This window comes from Methyloceanibacter sp. (genome assembly GCF_041573655.1).
Classification (GTDB): domain Bacteria; phylum Pseudomonadota; class Alphaproteobacteria; order Rhizobiales; family Methyloligellaceae; genus Methyloceanibacter.
The window spans coordinates 1-16,423 of sequence record NZ_JBFFQD010000044.1; the positions used below are offsets into that span (position 1 = coordinate 1).

Below are 16,423 nucleotides of genomic sequence, written 5' to 3' on the forward strand. Positions count from 1 at the left end.
ATCGATCCCGACCGCGCACAGCTCGCGCGCTACGGGCTTATGGTTGGCGACGTTCAGAGCGTGATCGCCACCGCGCTCGGTGCCGATCCCGTCACGACCACTGTGGAGGGCAGGGAGCGCTATAACGTGGCCGTCCGCTATCCGCGTGACTACCGCGACAACCCGCAAGCCATCGCCAACGAGGTGCTCATTCCAACGCCGGCCGGCGGCACCGTGCCCTTGAGCGAGGTGGCGACGATCAGCCTGGCGCAAGGGCCGTCCATGATCCGCACGGAAAACGCACAGCTCGCGCTCTATATCTTTGTGGATTTCAGGGATCGCGACATCGGCAACTATGTCGCCGATGCACAAAAGGCCGTCGCGGCACAAGTCGACTTTCCGCCCGGCTATTACGTCACCTGGAGCGGTCAGTTCGAATATCTGGAGCGCGCCAAGAAGAGGCTTCAGATCGTCGTGCCGCTGACAGTGCTCATCATCTTCGTGCTGCTCTATCTAAACTTCCGGCGACTGACGGAGACGCTCATCGTCCTGCTGTCGGTGCCATTCGCGGCGGTCGGGGGGCTGTGGCTCATGTGGTGGCTCGATTTCAACTTCTCTGTCGCCGCCGTCACGGGCTTCATCGCGCTGGCTGGCGTTGCGGCCGAGACCGGCGTCGTCATGCTGATCTACCTCGACAACGCGCTCAAAGAGCGCAGGCGCGAGCGGGAGAGCGAAGGCCACACACTCAGTGCCGGCGACCTGCACGCGGCCATCATGGCCGGTGCGGTCGGGCGCGTGCGGCCCAAGATCATGACGGTGACCGCGATCATGGCGGGGCTCTTGCCCATCATGTGGGCGCATGGCACGGGCGCGGAAGTGATGCAGCGTATCGCCGTGCCGATGATCGGCGGCATGGTGTCGTCGACAGCGCTGACGCTGATCGTAATCCCGGTCATCTATGCGTTGGTCAAAGGCGTTGGCTTGCGCCCTCTAAAGGACGCGCAGCCGAAAGGTCTGTTGCGGCAGAGCTCCTGACTTCTGAGTCAGGGCCTGCCGCAACATTTGCTTGTCTGCCGTCAGCAGTCGCCGAGCGCCTTCTGCCAGCCGAGCGTGAACGTATAATCCGTCTCCATCTGCGGGCCGTTCAGGTCCTGGTGGACGGGGAAGCCGAACTCGGCCGCGAGCCGATGCCCGCAAACAGCGCCGCTCTGGCCGACCAGATTGACGCCGAACAAGAGGTCCAGTCGGTCCCCGCCGTAGAAGTCTGGATTGGCCGTCTGCACCGGCGCGACAATGTTCGTATCGATCCCGCTGATGTCACCTTGGGTTTGGTAGGCGAGACGCACCGAGTTGCTGACCCAAGGGACCCACTCAAACGCTGCCCAGCCTGTTGCCTGATGCAAATCGCCAAGCGCGTAGCCTTCGCTGTTCTCGTCTTCGAGGCGGAAATTGCCCCGATACTGCGCACCGAACGACAGATTGCGGCGCCGCGCCGTGTAGGTGACGCCAGGCAGGAAATCCCACGTGCCCGAGCCGAGCTGCATGGCATAGGGCAGGCGCACCAGAGGCGTGCCGCCCATCGGAGTGAGGACCCGGCCGTCCTCCGTGATCGAGCCCGTCGGCGCGCTCACGTTCAAAATGAGGTTCAAATGCTGCTCGCCTTCCGCCGACTTGGAGTCGTAGAGCCCGACGAGGCCGCCGAACACGAAATCGCCGATGCCTTCGCTGTCGGTGGTGAACGTGCCGAGACGCGTAGTGCCAATCGGGCCTCTATAGGTGATGTGACTCATCTCCTTGTCGATGAGCGGCAGCATCGCCGTCAGCGTGACACGGTCGGTAAGGCCGTACATGGCGCCGAACATGCTCATGTCCATGGTCATTTCCGTCGGCACCACGCGCAAGGTCGGCGGCTGCATGGGCCGGCCGAAGAAGCGGTTGGGTACGGTCGTGACAATGGTGTCCGGCGAAACGCTCTTGTCGCCGATGAGATTGCCTTCCATCTGCATCCGCATGTAGCGGTAGGAAAGCATCAGGTCGCCTTCGTGGTGGCGGTGATCGCCCATGACGCCGATTGGCCCGTGGCCGTCGGCGCGCGGCGCGCGCTTCGCTTCGCCGTCGGCAAACAAGATGTCGAAGCTGCCGGGCGTGGGATTGCCTTCGCTAGCGGCGCCGGTGGCTTGTGTGCTGTCTGCAGCCGCGCCGAAGGCAAATGCCTGGACGATGGCTGCGGTGGCCAAGGCCGGCAGCAACCGCCTTGGTGCGGATGATATGCAAAACATTTGTCGAACTCCCTGCGTGTTGGATCGATCCAACCACGGCACGCCACACGCAAGTCTCAAGCGTGCGGCCCCCGCGGACGGACATCGAAAACATCAGAGTTCGAGAGGTGGTCCCCGGTTATGCGGGCGCCGGGACATGCGCTGCACCGCCTGGTCGTCGGCAACGACGAATTGCAGCGTGGTCCGTTCGTCATCGATCGTGCCGGCGTCGCTCATGCCGGCAAGGGCGGTCATGAAGGGCGCATAGCCCTTACAGAACGGGCATTTCTTCTGAGGAACCGAAGGCTCGCCGGGGGCAGAGCTGCCCACCTCCATGCCTTCGTGGCAGGACATTTCCAGCGCTGTGCCGAACTCGTCGGCAAGCAGGAACGCCGTCGCCTGCGATATCACGTGCCCCGGAACGAGCGCCGTATAAAGCAGAACGCCGAGAAGCGCGAAAGCGCTCGCCAAGCGGCGATACCGATGGAAGTCCCCCAACTCCATGCCTCAATAATAGCCAGGAGCCTAGGGGAGCGAAAGCCGGTTGAACGGTCAGAGTGACGCAAGCGGGCAACACTCGCAGGGGGGCCAAAAATGGGGTACCACCATGTCCATGGTCAATTCGCACCGGGGCTTTGCGGACCATGAGTGAGACAAGCAAAATTCCGTCGCACGCGCTCGTCGGCGACATTGGCGGCACCAATGCGCGGTTCGCCATCGCCGATCTGGCAACGCTCGCCTTGAGCCATGTGGGCGGCTCGCCGACCGCATCGCACCCGACGTTGGCGGACGCAATCCGCGACTATCTCAAGGGCGTGGACCAGAAGATCGAGCATGCAGGCATCGCGGTGGCGGGGCCATTGCTGGACGACACGGTCAAGCTCACCAACGCCGCGTGGACCTTCTGCCAGAGCAGCTTGGCGAAGGACGCAGGGCTGAAGACGGCGCATGTCTTCAACGATTTCGAGGCGCAAGCCTATTGCGTGCCGGTTCTCGCGCCCGAAGAGCGCCATCAGCTCGGCGGCACCGAGCCCGTCGAGCATGCCCCAAAAGTCGTGCTGGGTCCGGGCACAGGGCTCGGCGTCGCCGGTCTCGTCTGGTCGGCCAGCGGCTGGGTCGCGGTGGCGGGCGAAGGAGGTCACGTCACGCTTGCCGCCGAGAACGAGCGCGAGCTCGCCCTGATCGAGCGCATGCGCAAAGGCCTTGTGCGCCTATCCGTGGAGCGCGCGCTGTCCGGGCCTGGGCTCGCCGAGCTTTACCAAGCCATCGCCGCCTCGCGCGGCTTCGGCGATTCGCCCCTATCGCCGGCGGAAATCGAACATTTGGCAATCTCCGGCGAGGACGAGATGGCCGAGGAGGCACTCGATTTCTTCGTCAGCTGGCTTGGCCGGTTCGCGGGCGACATGGCGCTGGTATTTGGCGCGCGCGGGGGTGCCTATCTCGGCGGCGGTATCGCGCCGAAAATGCTGTCTCGTCTCCAGCAAGACGATTTCCGGGAAGCCTTCGAGCGCAAGGGTCGTATGACGCCGTTCGTCGCGCCGATCCCGGTCTATGTGGTGGTGGCCGACAATCCGGGGCTCAGAGGTGCCGCGGCTGGCTTGCGAACGAGGCTGAAGAGCGCCGTAACCTAGAGAAACGATTCAGTTTTTGGCAGGCAGGTCTATTTGAACGCGACCCGCATGATCTCGTAGGACTTGCCGCCGCCGGGCGTCGACACTTCGACCACGTCCTTCTTGCGCTTGCCGAGAAGCGCCCGCGCGATCGGCGAGGTGATGGAGATCCGGCCCTCTTTCACGTCGGCCTCGACCTCCCCGACGATGCGGTACTTGACCTTCTCGTCGGTGTCCTCGTCGACCAGCGTGACAGTCGCGCCGAACATAACCTGATCGCCCTTGAGCTTGGACACGTCGATGATATCGGCGCGCGACAGCTTGTCCTCAAGGTCGGCTATGCGGGCCTCGGTGATGCCCTGCAGCTCCTTGGCGGCGTGGTATTCGGCGTTTTCCGAGAGGTCGCCATGAGAGCGAGCCTCGGCAATCAATTTGATGATACGCGGCCGCTCAACGGTCTTGAGCGTCTTGATCTCGATCTCGAGGGCGGCATAGCCCTCCGCGGTCATCGGCACCTTATCCATATCAGTCAAAGCTCCTAAGGGAGGCCCCTTGAATACTGTCAAGGAATAGACCCGCCCAAGTCAACAATCGGCTGATTTTGACCGTCTGCGCCTAGGCTGTCTCGGCGAGACCCTTTTTGGGGCCTTGGCCGACATAGCTCTGCAGGGGAGCGACGGTCAGGCTGCCTTCCCTGAGTGCCTTAATGGCCTCGGTCACGGCCAGCGCGCCAGCGAGGGTTGTATAGTAGGGAATGTGGTTGAGCAAGGCCGAGCGCCGGATCGACATGGAGTCGGCCAGGGCCTTGGCGCCCTCGGTGGTGTTGAACACGATGTCGATCTGGCCATTGGTGATGGCGTCGACGATATGCGGGCGCCCCTCCAGCACCTTGTTGACCCGCTCGCAAGGGATGCCATGCGCGTCGAGATGCCGCTTCGTGCCGCGCGTGGCGACGATGCGGAAGCCCATCTCCACCATGGTCCGCATGGGGCTAAGGAGCCGGTCCTTGTCGGTGTCCTTGACCGAGACGAACACCGTGCCGGAGAGCGGCAGCTTGGCGCCGCCACCGAGCTGGCTCTTGGCGAAGGCGACCGCGTAATCCCGGTCGATGCCCATGACCTCGCCGGTGGAGCGCATTTCTGGCCCCAGAATCGGATCGACGCCGGGGAAGCGCGCGAACGGAAACACGGCTTCCTTCACCGCGATATGCTCGAACGTCGGGCTCTCCAGCCCGAATGAGGCGATCGGCTTGCCCGCCATGACCTCCGAGGCGAGGCCAGCAATAGGAAGCCCGACCACCTTGGCCACAAACGGTACGGTGCGCGAGGCGCGCGGGTTCACTTCGAGAATGTAGATGTCGTCATGCTGGATGGCGAACTGCACGTTCATCAGGCCGACCACGTTTAGCGCGCGGGCCAGCTCCACCGCCTGACGTTCCAGGTCGGCGACGATCTCCGGCTTCAAGGAGTGCGGCGGCAGCGAGCAGGCGCTGTCGCCGGAATGCACGCCGGCTTCTTCGATATGTTCCATGATCCCGCACACGAACACGTCTTTGCCGTCGGCGAGTGCGTCGACGTCCACTTCGATGGCGTCGCGCAAATAAGAGTCGAGCAGCACCGGGCTGTTACCCGAGACCACCACGGCCTCGGCGATGTAGCGCTGAAGCTGCGCTTCGTCGTGCACGATCTCCATGGCGCGCCCGCCAAGCACGTATGACGGGCGGATCACCACGGGGAAACCGATCTCCTTGGCGATGGCGACGGCTTCTTCCGCCGAGCGTGCGATGCCGTTGTTCGGTTGCCTGAGGCCTAGGTTCTCGATTAGCGCCTTGAAGCGGTCGCGGTCTTCGGCCAGGTCGATCGCGTCGGGCGACGTGCCGAGGATCGGCACTTGCGCCTTCTCAAGCGCCGCGGCGAGCTTCAGCGGCGTCTGGCCGCCGAACTGCACAATGACGCCTTTGAGCGTGCCGTTCTCTTGTTCCTTCCGCACGATCTCCAGCACGTCTTCTTCCGTGAGCGGCTCGAAATAGAGCCGGTCGGACGTGTCGTAGTCCGTGGAGACGGTCTCCGGATTGCAGTTGACCATGATGGTCTCGAACCCCGCATCGGACAGCGCGAATGCGGCGTGGCAGCAGCAATAGTCGAACTCGATGCCTTGGCCGATGCGGTTCGGTCCGCCGCCCAGGATAATGATCTTGTCTTTCGCGGACGGCCGCGCTTCGCATGACTCCCCGCCCGGGAAGCCCGCCTCGTAGGTTGAGTACATATAAGCGGTGGGCGAGGCGAATTCCGCGGCGCACGTGTCGATGCGTTTGTAAACGGGATGCACGTCGAGCGCGCGGCGGCGTTCGGCGACCTCCGCCGTCTCTAGCCCTGCCAGCGTTGCCAGCCGTTCGTCGGAGAAGCCTTGCGCTTTGAGTGCACCGAACTGTGCGGCGCTGTTCGGCAATCCATGTTCGCGTACACGGGCTTCCGCATCGACGATGTCTTGAAGCTGGCGGAGGAACCAGGGATCGACGCGGCAGCTGTCGTAGATCTGCTCCTGGTCGACGCCAAGGCGCAAGGCTTGCGCGACTTTTAGCAGCCGGTCGGGCGTTGGCGAGCCCAGCGCCTCGCGGATGACGTTCTTGTCGTCGCCCTGGCCGAGACCCTCGAAGTGAAACTCATCGAGCCCCGTCAGTCCAGTCTCCATGGAGCGCAGCGCCTTTTGTAGCGACTCCTGGAAGCTGCGGCCGATGGCCATGGCCTCGCCCACCGACTTCATCGAGGTGGTGAGTGTCGGCGTGCTCCCGGAGAACTTCTCGAAAGCGAAGCGCGGGATCTTGGTCACCACATAGTCGATGGTTGGCTCGAAGGAGGCAGGCGTGGCGCCGCCGGTAATGTCGTTGGCGAGTTCGTCCAGCGTGTATCCGACCGCGAGCTTCGCCGCGATCTTGGCGATAGGAAAGCCGGTTGCCTTCGACGCCAAGGCAGAAGAGCGCGACACGCGCGGGTTCATCTCGATGACGACGAGGCGTCCGTCTTCCGGATTGACGGCAAACTGTACGTTCGAGCCGCCGGTCTCGACGCCGATCTCGCGCAGCACCGCGATCGAGGCGTTGCGCATGATCTGGTATTCTTTGTCGGTGAGCGTCAGCGCCGGCGCCACCGTGACCGAGTCGCCCGTGTGCACGCCCATCGGGTCGATGTTCTCGATAGAGCAGATGATGATGCAGTTGTCGTCCTTATCGCGGACGACCTCCATCTCGTACTCCTTCCAGCCGAGCACCGATTCTTCAATCAGCACTTCGCTGGTCGGCGAGGCATCCAGGCCGCGTTCGACGATCTCGATGAACTCCTCGCGGTTATAGGCAATGCCGCCGCCGGTGCCGCCCAGCGTAAAGGAGGGGCGGATGATGGCCGGCAGACCGATCTCCTGAAGCCCTTCGAGGCCCTCGATCAGGCCTTTCTCCACATAGCGCCTGCGCCGCTCGCTTTCGTGCCGTCCCCAATCGGCCTCGAAGTCCAGCTTGGCTTTGGCGCGGGCCTCGCCGTCTGGAAACTCGGTCTCGATGCGGGCAATCTCGGCCTTGTATTTCGCGCGGTCGGCGCTCTTGACCTCGCCCGCGTCGGCCAGCACCGAGCGCGGCGTCTCCAGGCCGATCTTGGTCATCGCCTCACGGAACAGCTCGCGGTCCTCGGCCTTGTCGATTACGGGCGCGCGTGCGCCGATCATCTCAACGCCATAGGCCTTCAGCACGCCTGAGCGGTCGAGGCTGAGCGCGGTGTTCAGCGCCGTCTGCCCGCCCATGGTGGGCAGCAACGCATCGGGCCGTTCCTTCTCGATGATCTTGGTGAGCACGTCCGGCGTGATCGGCTCGATATAGGTGGCGTGGGCCACGTCCGGGTCGGTCATGATCGTCGCCGGGTTCGAATTCACCAGGACGATGCGGTAGCCCTCTTCCTTCAGCGCCTTACAGGCTTGCGTGCCCGAATAGTCGAACTCGCAGGCCTGGCCGATCACGATCGGTCCGGCCCCGACGATCAGGATGGACTTTATGTCTTCGCGTTTGGGCATGCACCAGCAGTGGTTGTCCGGCGCCACTTCGGGCCGGACTGGCAATTCGATTCTAGAGGCTAGAGGGCACCATATAGGCGAAATGGTCCCGCGCGGAAAGCGCTCCGGCCCCTACTGCCCACAAAATATCGTGCCTACAACGATAAAGAGCCCGGCGGGAGAGACCGCCGGGCCCTGGGGCATAGCAGCTTAGTGGGGGCTAAGCCGCTTTGCGGGATTTCGCTTAGCTTGCCGCCCTCTGGGGCTCGGTTTGCGGGAAGGGGTCGCGCCAGGCCGGTAGCGCGATCAGCCCCTCGTGCCAGCGCCGGATCTCCGGGTACGGCTCGAGCGGTAGCTCGGCCTCCTTCGCGTAAGGCAGCACCGAGGCGACGGCGAAGTCCGCCACGGTCAGCCGGTCACAGGCGATCGCATCTTTGCCTTTGAGATGCGTATCGAGCACGCCAGCGAATGTGTGGAAGAAGCCGGTGGCGTCTTCGATTTCGCCTGCGTCCGGTTCGCCCAGCCCGAAGGCCGGCTTCACGCGCCTCTGAAAGAACAGCCGCGCGGCATGCCGCGAGAAATGCGCCGTGTCCCAATTGAGCCAGCGCAGGATGTCGATCTGCTCCATCTCGTCGCTGGGCCACATATCGGAGTCGGCCTTGCGCGCCAGGTAGCACATGATGGCGGTGGACTCCCAAAGATTGAAATCGCCGTCGACAAGCGTCGGCACGCGGCCGTTGGGATTGATGGCGAGGAAATCAGGCTGCTTGTGCTCGGCGCGGCCGAGGTCGAGCCGAACCAACTCCACCGGCGATCGCAGATGCTTGGCGACCGCGCAGGGTTTGCGCGCATTCGGCGTTTCGAAATAGTAAAGCTTCATCCTCGTGTCTCCTCCGTCACGGTTGTCCGGCCATTCTTGGCGGCACTAAAATATGTTCAAGAACATATTTAGGGGCCAAGCTATGCTGCGGTGACGAAGGGTGCCGAAGAGAGGGCGAGGCGATGCCATACACCAAAGAGCATAAGGAAAAGACGCGGGCGAAGATCGTCGTCGCCGCCAGGCGTTTGTTCAACCGTCATGGCTTCGCCGGGGTGTCTATCGATGACATCATGGGCGAGGCGGGGCTGACTCGCGGTGGCTTCTACAATCATTTCGGCACCAAGGAAGAGCTCTATGCCGCCGTCGTGTCGCAAGTGATTGACGGCACGCCCGCATCACGCTGGTCGCGCGGTGAGGGCGATCCGTCCGACATCATCCCCGAGTTCGTCACTGGCTATCTGTCGTCGGCGCATCTGGAAGATCGCGAGGACTGCTGTTCGCTAATGGCGCTGCCATCCGACGTGGCGCGGGGCAGCGAGGAAGTGAAATACGCCTATCGCCAAGTCTTCGAGTTCATGGTCGGAAATCTGGAGAAGGGCATGTCCGGGCCGGACACGCGAAAGCGGGCGTTGGGGCTCGCGGTGCTGAGCATTGGCGGCATGGCCGTTGCCCGTGCCGTGGACGATATGGAACTGGCCAACGAGATCAGGGAGGCGGCGAGGGACGTTGCCTTCTCCCTCGGCGAATGGCAGGCGCCGCGCGTGGAGGCCGCCGAGTAGGCTTAGGTCTTAGCCTTTCCGCTTCTCCATCAGTTCGACGAAGCGCTCGAAGAGATAATGGCTGTCTTGCGGGCCGGGCGAGGCCTCCGGGTGGTACTGCACCGAGAACACCGGCGCATCCTTCACCTTCAGCCCGCAATTCGATTTGTCGAACAGCGACACATGCGTCTCGTCGACGTGCTCAGGCAGGCTTTCGCGGTCCACGGCGAAGCCGTGATTCATCGAGGTGATCTCCACCTTCTGCGTGGTGAAGTCTTTCACCGGGTGGTTCGCGCCGTGATGGCCCTGATGCATCTTCGAGGTCTCGGCGCCTAGCGCCCGGCCCATCATTTGATGGCCCAAGCAGATGCCGAACACGGGCACGCCCGATTCGATGAATTTCTTGATCTCCGGCACCGCGTAGGCGCCCGTCGCGGCCGGGTCGCCCGGACCGTTGGAGATAAAGACGCCGTCCGGCTTGCGCGCCAGAACCTCCTCGGCGCTTGTCGTCGCCGGCACCACCGTGACGCGGCAGCCCACCGTGGCGAGCTCACGCAGGATGTTGCGCTTCAGACCGAAGTCGACGGCGACCACTTCAAAGCGCGGGGCCTCCTGGCGGCCATAGCCCTTGCCCCATTCCCAAGCGGTCTCGTCCCAGGTGTAGCTCTGGCCGCACGTGACCTCGCGGGCGAGGTCGAGGCCGACCATGCCGTGCCAGTTCGCCGCCTCACGCTTTAGGGCATCGCGGTCGAACACGCCATCTTCGGCATGGGCGATGACGGCATTGGGCATGCCCTTCTCGCGGATCAGCGCGGTGAGCGCGCGGGTGTCCACGCCGGCAATGGCGATGATGCCGCGCGCCTTCAGCCAGGCATCGAAGTCTTGGGCGGCGCGCCAGTTGGATGGCTCGGTGATCGGCGCACGCAGCACGCAGCCCCGCACGCCCGACGAGGCGGCGAGGTTCGAGGTTTCGATATCCTCGATATTGGTGCCGACATTGCCGATATGGGGGAAGGTGAAGGTGATGATCTGGCCGGTATAGGAGGGGTCCGTGAGGATCTCCTGATAGCCGGCCATCGAGGTGTTGAAGCAGACTTCGCCGACCGCGGCCCCGAATGCGCCCGCCCCACGCCCTTCGATGACCGTCCCGTCGCCAAGAACGAGCAAGGCCGTTGGCGTCTCATCCGCCCAGGGCGGCGTCCTTCGCGCGCGTGAAGCGGCGGCGGTGTCTGGAGTATCGGGCATGGTCTGGAGCGGTATTTACGTCAGCCATTTGACGCGGTCAATGTCTGGAAGCAAATATTTTCGTGTGAAAACAATGCGTTAAGCGCGTAAATTCGCTTGCACGGGCCCAAGCCCTCGATTAGGTTGGGAGCTTCTTTCCTGAACACCCAAAAAATCCAATCATCCATGCGCGACACCATTACCGCCGCCTTGCAAGCTGCGACCAAGGCGCGCGACGCCCGCCGCGTCTCGACGTTGAGGCTCATGGCTGCGGCCATCAAGGACCGCGACATTGCCGCGCGCACCGCCGGCAAGGAGCAGGCGACCGACGCCGAGCTGCTCGAGCTTCTTTCCAAGATGATCAAGCAGCGCGAGGAATCGCAGAAGATCTATGCCGAGGCGGGCCGCACTGAACTCGCTGAACAAGAGGGCGAGGAAGTCGTGATCATCCGCGAGTTCCTGCCCAAGCAGCTCTCTGACGCGGACACGGCCAAAGCTATCGACGAGGCCATCGCGGAAGTGGGCGCTTCAAGCATTCGCGACATGGGTAAGGTCATGGGCGCACTGAAAGCGCGCTACGCCGGCCAGATGGATTTCGGCAAGGCCAGCGGCGCTGTGAAGGCCAAGCTCGGCTAACGGCCCCAATGAGCCTGCCTGTTCCGCTTGTTGGAACGGTTCTAGCTTTGACATAGATCAGGCTGTATCATCCCAGGAGATAGCTCACATATCTCAGGGAGGGCATCATGGCGGCACTTCTTTACGGGGTCTTCTGCTACGTCCTCTTCTTCCTCACCTTCCTTTATGCGATCGGCTTCGTCGGCAACATCGTCGTGCCGAAAACGATCGACAGCGGCGCCCCTGGGCCAATGGCCACGGCGCTCGTAGTAAATGTGATCCTGCTTGGCCTGTTTGCGATACAGCACAGCGTCATGGCGCGCCCCGCCTTTAAACGCTGGTGGACGAAGCTCGTGCCAAGCTCGGTGGAGCGAAGCACCTATGTGCTCTTGTCGAGCCTCATTCTGATTCTGCTGTACTGGCAGTGGAGGCCGATGCCGGACGTCATTTGGGCGGTGACCAATCCCATTGGCGCCGGGATTCTCACGGCGCTGTTTTGGCTTGGCTGGGGGATCGCGCTGGTGAGCACGTTCCTCATCAACCATTTCGACCTTTTCGGGCTCCAGCAGGTCTTCTCGCACTGGCGCGGCACCAAGCCCGAGCCGGCCGCGTTCAAGGAGCCCTTGTTCTACAAATATGTCCGTCACCCGATCTATTTCGGGTTTCTGCTGGCGTTTTGGGCAACGCCGGTCATGACGGTTGGCCACTTGCTCTTTGCGGTCGCGACGACGGGCTACATTCTGATCGGCATCTTTCTGGAGGAACGGGACCTCGTCTCCGTCCATGGCGATGCGTACACCAACTATCGCAGCCGTGTTTCCATGATCGTGCCGATGCCGCCCAAGAAGCGTTAACGCTCGCAGGCTCGGGGCGCTGACATTGCGCAGTCTGCGCGCCGTCCTGCACATAATCCGTGCACGATCCAAATATCCAAACAAGTCTTCGGGAAAATCATGCGGCACGCGGCCACGCGGCAGTATGTCGTTGCACCGCACCATGGAATTGTTGCAATGCAGCATTACGTTTGAGTCCAACGCACACGGACAGTCTGTGCGCGTCAGTTTGAATGGAGGCCCAACAATGCTGCGAACTTTTCTTTCCATCGCTGCGGCTAGCGCGTTGACCGTGCTGGCGGCGACGCACCTGGCGTCCGCCGGGGAGAGCAACCGCGCCAATCTCGGCCCTGTCGGTCCGAACGAGCCGATCCTGGCAACGGTCGGCACCACCCGCATGGTTGCTTACTATGAGCGCACCAACGGCAACTGCGCCGTGAACGCGGTCGTGTTTGATTCATCGCCCAATGGCGGGGGTGACGCGTCGGCGCGGGTCCGTGTGGCGCTGCACCCTGGCGAGCTGTTTCACCTCGAAGGCGTCAAGGACGCGCATGTCGTCCTGGCTTGCGGTCCGGACGCCAAGCTCCTGACCGTGCTCAATCGGGGTGAGATTCTGACGAAGTCTGCCAGCAAGGCCCTCTACTAAGTCAGAGATACAATTGCTGCGACGAGGAGGTCGGCCGGGCGGTGCGAAAGTGCCGCCCGGCTTTTCTTGTCTGGCTGTCATTTCCCTTGTGGCGCACCGCCACGCAAGGCAGCATGTCGCGCGGCTATTGGGTCCCCAAACACCATAGGAGTGATGTGATGCGATTCTTGAAGTTCACCGTATTGGCGCCGCTTGCGGCTCTTTGCTTTGTCGCGACCGAGGCGCCGGCCGCGCCGAAGATCGCGTGTCAGCTCGCCGAGGTTTATGCGTGCACGCCTGCCGGCTGCAAAAAAGCATCGGCTGCGGCGCACAACCTTCCCGCCGCCGTGGAGCTGAACGTCAAGCAGAAGAATTTGTTCTCCGGCCTGTTCGGCGGAGAGGCGATGTTGCACTCCGGTGATATTTTCCAGAACGAGAAGGTCCTCATCCTTCACGGGCGCAGAGCCCTTCAGACCTGGACCGCCGTCGTGGACAAGACCACGGGCGCGTATTCGGGATCGATCTCTCAGATCGGCAGGAGCTTTACGCAGTTCGGCACCTGTACGGGTATTACGCAGTAGATCCGAACGGGCGCGACACGCGATTGGAGAGCCGGGCCGGTGCTTGACGCGCCCCCCGGCTGTTTCTTTGCCTAATTCGGCGGCCGACGCTTACGGCGCCTCAATAAGAAGTAGAGCGAGAAGGCGCCAATGGCGAGTAACACGAGCCCGCCGGCTAAGGCCCAAGGGCCGCCGTGCCAGTAGATGAGCCCGATCCCGATGATCGGCGTGACCGTGGAGGCCGCCAAATCGGCGATGTCGATGTCGAACATCCACCACGCGACAAGGGCGAGGATCGCAATCAATGCCAGCAGCACGATCAAAAAGACTAAGAGGACCACGCTTTCCGTTCTCCTTCGAGTATGTCGCGTCAATATCTCATAGGATGACTATGCCTGTCGCGGAGAAGTACAATGAGCGATGTCAACGAGGAGGCGAGCATGAGTGTCGATGAGATGAAGGCGCTGGTGCGGCGATCGCTCCAGATGTGGGCCGGCGGCAATACGGACGACCCCGCCGAGGTGTTCGCAGCCAACTATGTCAATCATCAAGAGCCGGCCGCGGTCGGCGGCGTGAAGGCCGTCGGCTTGGGTGACTGGAAGGACATCGTGGCAGGGTGCCACCGGGCATTCCCCGACTTGGAGGTCACGATCCTGATGCAGATTGCCGAAGGCGACCTGGTCGCGACGCGCTGGCAATTCGCAGGCACGCAGGATGGCGAGTATCTCGGTCACGCGCCGTCCGGCAAGCGCGCCATCTGGAGCGGCGTCCAGATCGACCGCGTTGCGAAGGGCAAGATCGTCGAGAGCTGGGTCGACTGGGACAAATACCGGATGTTCGAGGCGCTGGGCTTTTTGGGCTAGCGCCTCGCTGCCATCGCCTATCCTGAGACGATGTAGCCGCGGCCCCGCATGCAGACCCGCCCGGCCCTCAGATATTTGTCGTAGAGCAGGGTGAGGCGTTGAACCTCCGCGCTCGACATAGCGCCGCCGATCCCCGTTGGGCCCGGATAGCGCCGATCGTCGGTCGGGAGCGTATTGCCGGCCCCCGCAATCAAGGACCGCCCCGCCGCATAGGCCGCCGAAGGCCGGAACCCGCTCTGGGCAACCGCCCAATCATGACAGGCCTGGAGGTCCTCGGCCTCTTGCTCCGGGGTCACGCCTTCCTTGTAGGCGAAGAAGCCCTGCGACGTCCCGGTGGACTGAGCATAGAGAGTGGCGGTCGCCGCCAGCGCCAGGATCGCGGCACTGCACAGGGTTTGGATGGTTCGTTTCATGGGGATCATCTCCAGGCTAGAGCCCCAGCGGTCTGAGGGCGGCTGCTGAGCCGATTATTCCATATCCTCAAGCCAGGGCTAGTCTTACATCCGGATTTTACTTAAAGCAGGCTATTCGCGCTTGAGCCAATGGGGACATCGGTCATTTGAGGTTTTTTCCGCCGTATTTTAAGGGTAGTTTTGCCACGCGGCTAAGGGCCGGGACGAGGGGTTCCATGCTGCCTAAACGCCAGTTCAAGGTTCTTTCGGCGATCGCCACGGTGCTGATCGCCGTTGCCTGGGTCGCTCTCCTGCTCCCGCAGAAGCAGGCGAGGGCCGAGAACGCCGCCGCTGCGTGCGACGAGTTCGGGCTTGCGCTCCTGGCGACGCCCATGGCGCCTTGGAAGGGCGCGCCGCTCAGCGTCATCTTCGCCACCGAGAAGCCGCTGGCCGGCGAACTGGCGCTAGTTGGGCCCAAAGGAGACATCGCGGCCCAGTCCGACGCCATCCAGGGCGGGCCTCCCTATTTCTGGTTCGCCGAAATCGACAAACCTCAGGCCGGCACCTGGCACGCTAAGCTAACGCGCGAAGGCGCCGCGCCCGGTTGCCGTGAAGTCACCCGTGAGATCGTGGTCGGAGCCAAGCGGCCGCGAGGCCCGCGCGGCGGCAAGGGCGTCTGGCCCGTGCGCGCGGAATGGAATCGCGGGCATGAGAACCTTTATTCGGCGTGGGTCCAGAAACTGTTCGACGCACCGCTCGACGAGGAGCTGTCGTGGAAGGCGGCGGGTGAGGTTCTGCACGACAAGTCGCGCAATGTCCTGTTCGACCATCTGGGCCTGCGCGAAGACCAGAAGAAAGCCGTCATCCGGCCCGACTGTGCCGACCTTCCGTATTTCCTGCGCGCATATTTCGCATTTAAGATGGGGCTGCCATTCGGGTACGCGAAGTGCACGCGCGGCGGTGGCGGCGCGCCGCCGAGATGCACCAAATGGTGGAACATCGCGAAGGAAGAACCGACGCAATCGAAAATAGGGCGCCGGTCTTCCAGAAACAGCAGACTCTTCGGGGCCGGGTCCAGGCAGGCACGAGCCGTGCGGTACAGCATTCCCAAGAGGCCCAACGGGCTCGTGTCCGGGTTCCAGCATTATCTTAGGCGGACCATCGCGGACGGCGTGCATTCCGGCAACGGGCGAACGGCGAACGACGACGACAACACAGACTTCTATCCCGTGCCGCTGACGCGAGAGGCTTTACGTCCCGGCACAATCTACGCCGATCCGTATGGGCACATCCTTATCCTCGTGAAGCGCGTGCCGCAGACAGACAAGGGCGCTGGCGTGTTCCTTGCGGTTGACGGGCAGCCCGACGGAACGGTCGCGCGCAAGCGGTTTTGGCGCGGCAACTTTTTGTTTTCGCAAGATCCGGCGCTGGGAGGTCCCGGATTCAAACGCATCCGTCCCATCGTGCGGAAGAAGAACGGCACGTTGCATCGGCTGACCAATGCCGAGATCGTCGACAATCCCGACTATGGCGATTTTTCGCTTCAGCAGTCGAAGGTCACGGTCGAGGAGTTTTACGACGGCATGGACGACGTGATGTCGCCGGCGCCGCTCGACCCCGTGCAGGCGATGAAGGAAGCCGTCACCTCGCTCGAGGAGCAGGTGAACGCGCGCGTGAACTCGGTCGAGAATGGACGCCAGTTTCTTGCCGGCGCGCGCAAGAAGGTGGACATGCCCGACGGTGCGTCGATCTTCGAAACGAGCGGCCCGTGGGAAAACTTCGCCACGCCGTCGCGCGATTTGCGCTTGCTGATCGCCATGGACGTGGTGCGCAACTTCCCCGACCGCGTCG

Annotated in this window: 17 protein-coding genes; 9 read left to right on the plus strand and 8 right to left on the minus strand. The window is 62.9% G+C overall.

Annotated features, from left to right (window positions below; all coding sequences use genetic code 11):
- Window positions 1-1,014 (plus strand): efflux RND transporter permease subunit (locus tag ABY454_RS09865; protein ID WP_372930273.1); only part of this gene is annotated, 1,014 nt, incomplete at its 5' end.
- A gap of 41 nt (window positions 1,015-1,055) precedes the next feature.
- On the opposite strand, the gene ABY454_RS09870 is transcribed toward ABY454_RS09865, so the two are convergent.
- Together ABY454_RS09870 and ABY454_RS09875 are read right to left on the minus strand one after the other, a co-directional pair.
- Window positions 1,056-2,216: a hypothetical protein gene (locus ABY454_RS09870; protein WP_372930275.1), complete on the minus strand. Its 1,161-nt coding sequence runs from the start codon at window positions 2,214-2,216 to the stop codon at window positions 1,056-1,058.
- Window positions 2,217-2,351: 135 nt separating this feature from the next.
- Complete coding sequence (locus ABY454_RS09875) at window positions 2,352-2,708, minus strand: hypothetical protein (RefSeq protein WP_372930277.1); 357 nt, start codon at window positions 2,706-2,708, stop codon at window positions 2,352-2,354.
- A gap of 173 nt (window positions 2,709-2,881) precedes the next feature.
- Between ABY454_RS09875 and glk the strand changes: the two genes are divergently transcribed.
- Window positions 2,882-3,868 (plus strand): glucokinase, encoded by a 987-nt coding sequence (glk, locus tag ABY454_RS09880; protein WP_372930278.1) that lies wholly within the window; start codon window positions 2,882-2,884, stop codon window positions 3,866-3,868.
- 29 nt (window positions 3,869-3,897) lie between these two features.
- On the opposite strand, the gene greA is transcribed toward glk, so the two are convergent.
- From greA to ABY454_RS09895, 3 genes are all read right to left on the minus strand, one after another.
- Window positions 3,898-4,371 carry a transcription elongation factor GreA gene (gene greA, locus ABY454_RS09885; protein WP_372930280.1) on the minus strand — a complete coding sequence of 158 codons (474 nt, stop codon included), beginning with the start codon at window positions 4,369-4,371 and terminating at the stop codon, window positions 3,898-3,900.
- 91 nt (window positions 4,372-4,462) lie between these two features.
- Window positions 4,463-7,903 (minus strand): carbamoyl-phosphate synthase large subunit, encoded by a 3,441-nt coding sequence (gene carB / locus ABY454_RS09890; protein WP_372930282.1) that lies wholly within the window; start codon window positions 7,901-7,903, stop codon window positions 4,463-4,465.
- Between the two features lie 223 nt (window positions 7,904-8,126).
- Entirely contained in the window at window positions 8,127-8,762 is a 636-nt protein-coding gene (locus ABY454_RS09895; protein ID WP_372930284.1) for a glutathione S-transferase family protein, read from the minus strand.
- A 122-nt stretch (window positions 8,763-8,884) separates the two neighbouring features.
- On the opposite strand from ABY454_RS09895, the gene ABY454_RS09900 reads away from it, so the two are divergent.
- A complete protein-coding gene (locus tag ABY454_RS09900; protein ID WP_372930286.1) occupies window positions 8,885-9,481 on the plus strand; it encodes a TetR/AcrR family transcriptional regulator in 597 nt (198 codons plus the stop codon).
- A gap of 9 nt (window positions 9,482-9,490) precedes the next feature.
- Here ABY454_RS09900 and carA read toward each other — a convergent pair whose 3' ends face one another.
- On the minus strand, window positions 9,491-10,705 hold the full coding sequence (gene carA, locus ABY454_RS09905; protein ID WP_372930288.1) for a glutamine-hydrolyzing carbamoyl-phosphate synthase small subunit: 1,215 nt from the start codon (window positions 10,703-10,705) through the stop codon (window positions 9,491-9,493).
- 165 nt (window positions 10,706-10,870) lie between these two features.
- Here carA and ABY454_RS09910 point away from each other — a divergent pair, with 165 nt between their 5' ends.
- The 4 genes from ABY454_RS09910 (at window position 10,871) to ABY454_RS09925 (ending at window position 13,338) form a co-directional block, all read left to right on the plus strand.
- Entirely contained in the window at window positions 10,871-11,320 is a 450-nt protein-coding gene (locus ABY454_RS09910) for a GatB/YqeY domain-containing protein (RefSeq protein ID WP_372930289.1), read from the plus strand.
- Window positions 11,321-11,427: 107 nt separating this feature from the next.
- Window positions 11,428-12,153 (plus strand): methanethiol S-methyltransferase, encoded by a 726-nt coding sequence (mddA, locus tag ABY454_RS09915; RefSeq protein WP_372930290.1) that lies wholly within the window; start codon window positions 11,428-11,430, stop codon window positions 12,151-12,153.
- A 226-nt stretch (window positions 12,154-12,379) separates the two neighbouring features.
- Entirely contained in the window at window positions 12,380-12,778 is a 399-nt protein-coding gene (locus tag ABY454_RS09920) for a hypothetical protein (RefSeq protein WP_372930292.1), read from the plus strand.
- Window positions 12,779-12,936: 158 nt separating this feature from the next.
- Window positions 12,937-13,338, plus strand: a complete 402-nt coding sequence (locus ABY454_RS09925; RefSeq protein ID WP_372930293.1) for a hypothetical protein — start codon at window positions 12,937-12,939, stop codon at window positions 13,336-13,338.
- Between the two features lie 71 nt (window positions 13,339-13,409).
- Here ABY454_RS09925 and ABY454_RS09930 read toward each other — a convergent pair whose 3' ends face one another.
- Complete coding sequence (locus tag ABY454_RS09930; RefSeq protein ID WP_372930295.1) at window positions 13,410-13,658, minus strand: hypothetical protein; 249 nt, start codon at window positions 13,656-13,658, stop codon at window positions 13,410-13,412.
- 72 nt (window positions 13,659-13,730) lie between these two features.
- Here ABY454_RS09930 and ABY454_RS09935 point away from each other — a divergent pair, with 72 nt between their 5' ends.
- On the plus strand, window positions 13,731-14,180 hold the full coding sequence (locus tag ABY454_RS09935; protein ID WP_372930297.1) for an ester cyclase: 450 nt from the start codon (window positions 13,731-13,733) through the stop codon (window positions 14,178-14,180).
- A gap of 17 nt (window positions 14,181-14,197) precedes the next feature.
- Here the strand turns inward: ABY454_RS09935 and ABY454_RS09940 are convergent, their stop codons facing one another.
- Entirely contained in the window at window positions 14,198-14,593 is a 396-nt protein-coding gene (locus ABY454_RS09940) for a hypothetical protein (RefSeq protein WP_372930299.1), read from the minus strand.
- 215 nt (window positions 14,594-14,808) lie between these two features.
- Here ABY454_RS09940 and ABY454_RS09945 point away from each other — a divergent pair.
- Window positions 14,809-16,423: hypothetical protein (locus ABY454_RS09945; RefSeq protein WP_372930300.1), on the plus strand; the 1,615-nt coding region annotated here is incomplete at its 3' end.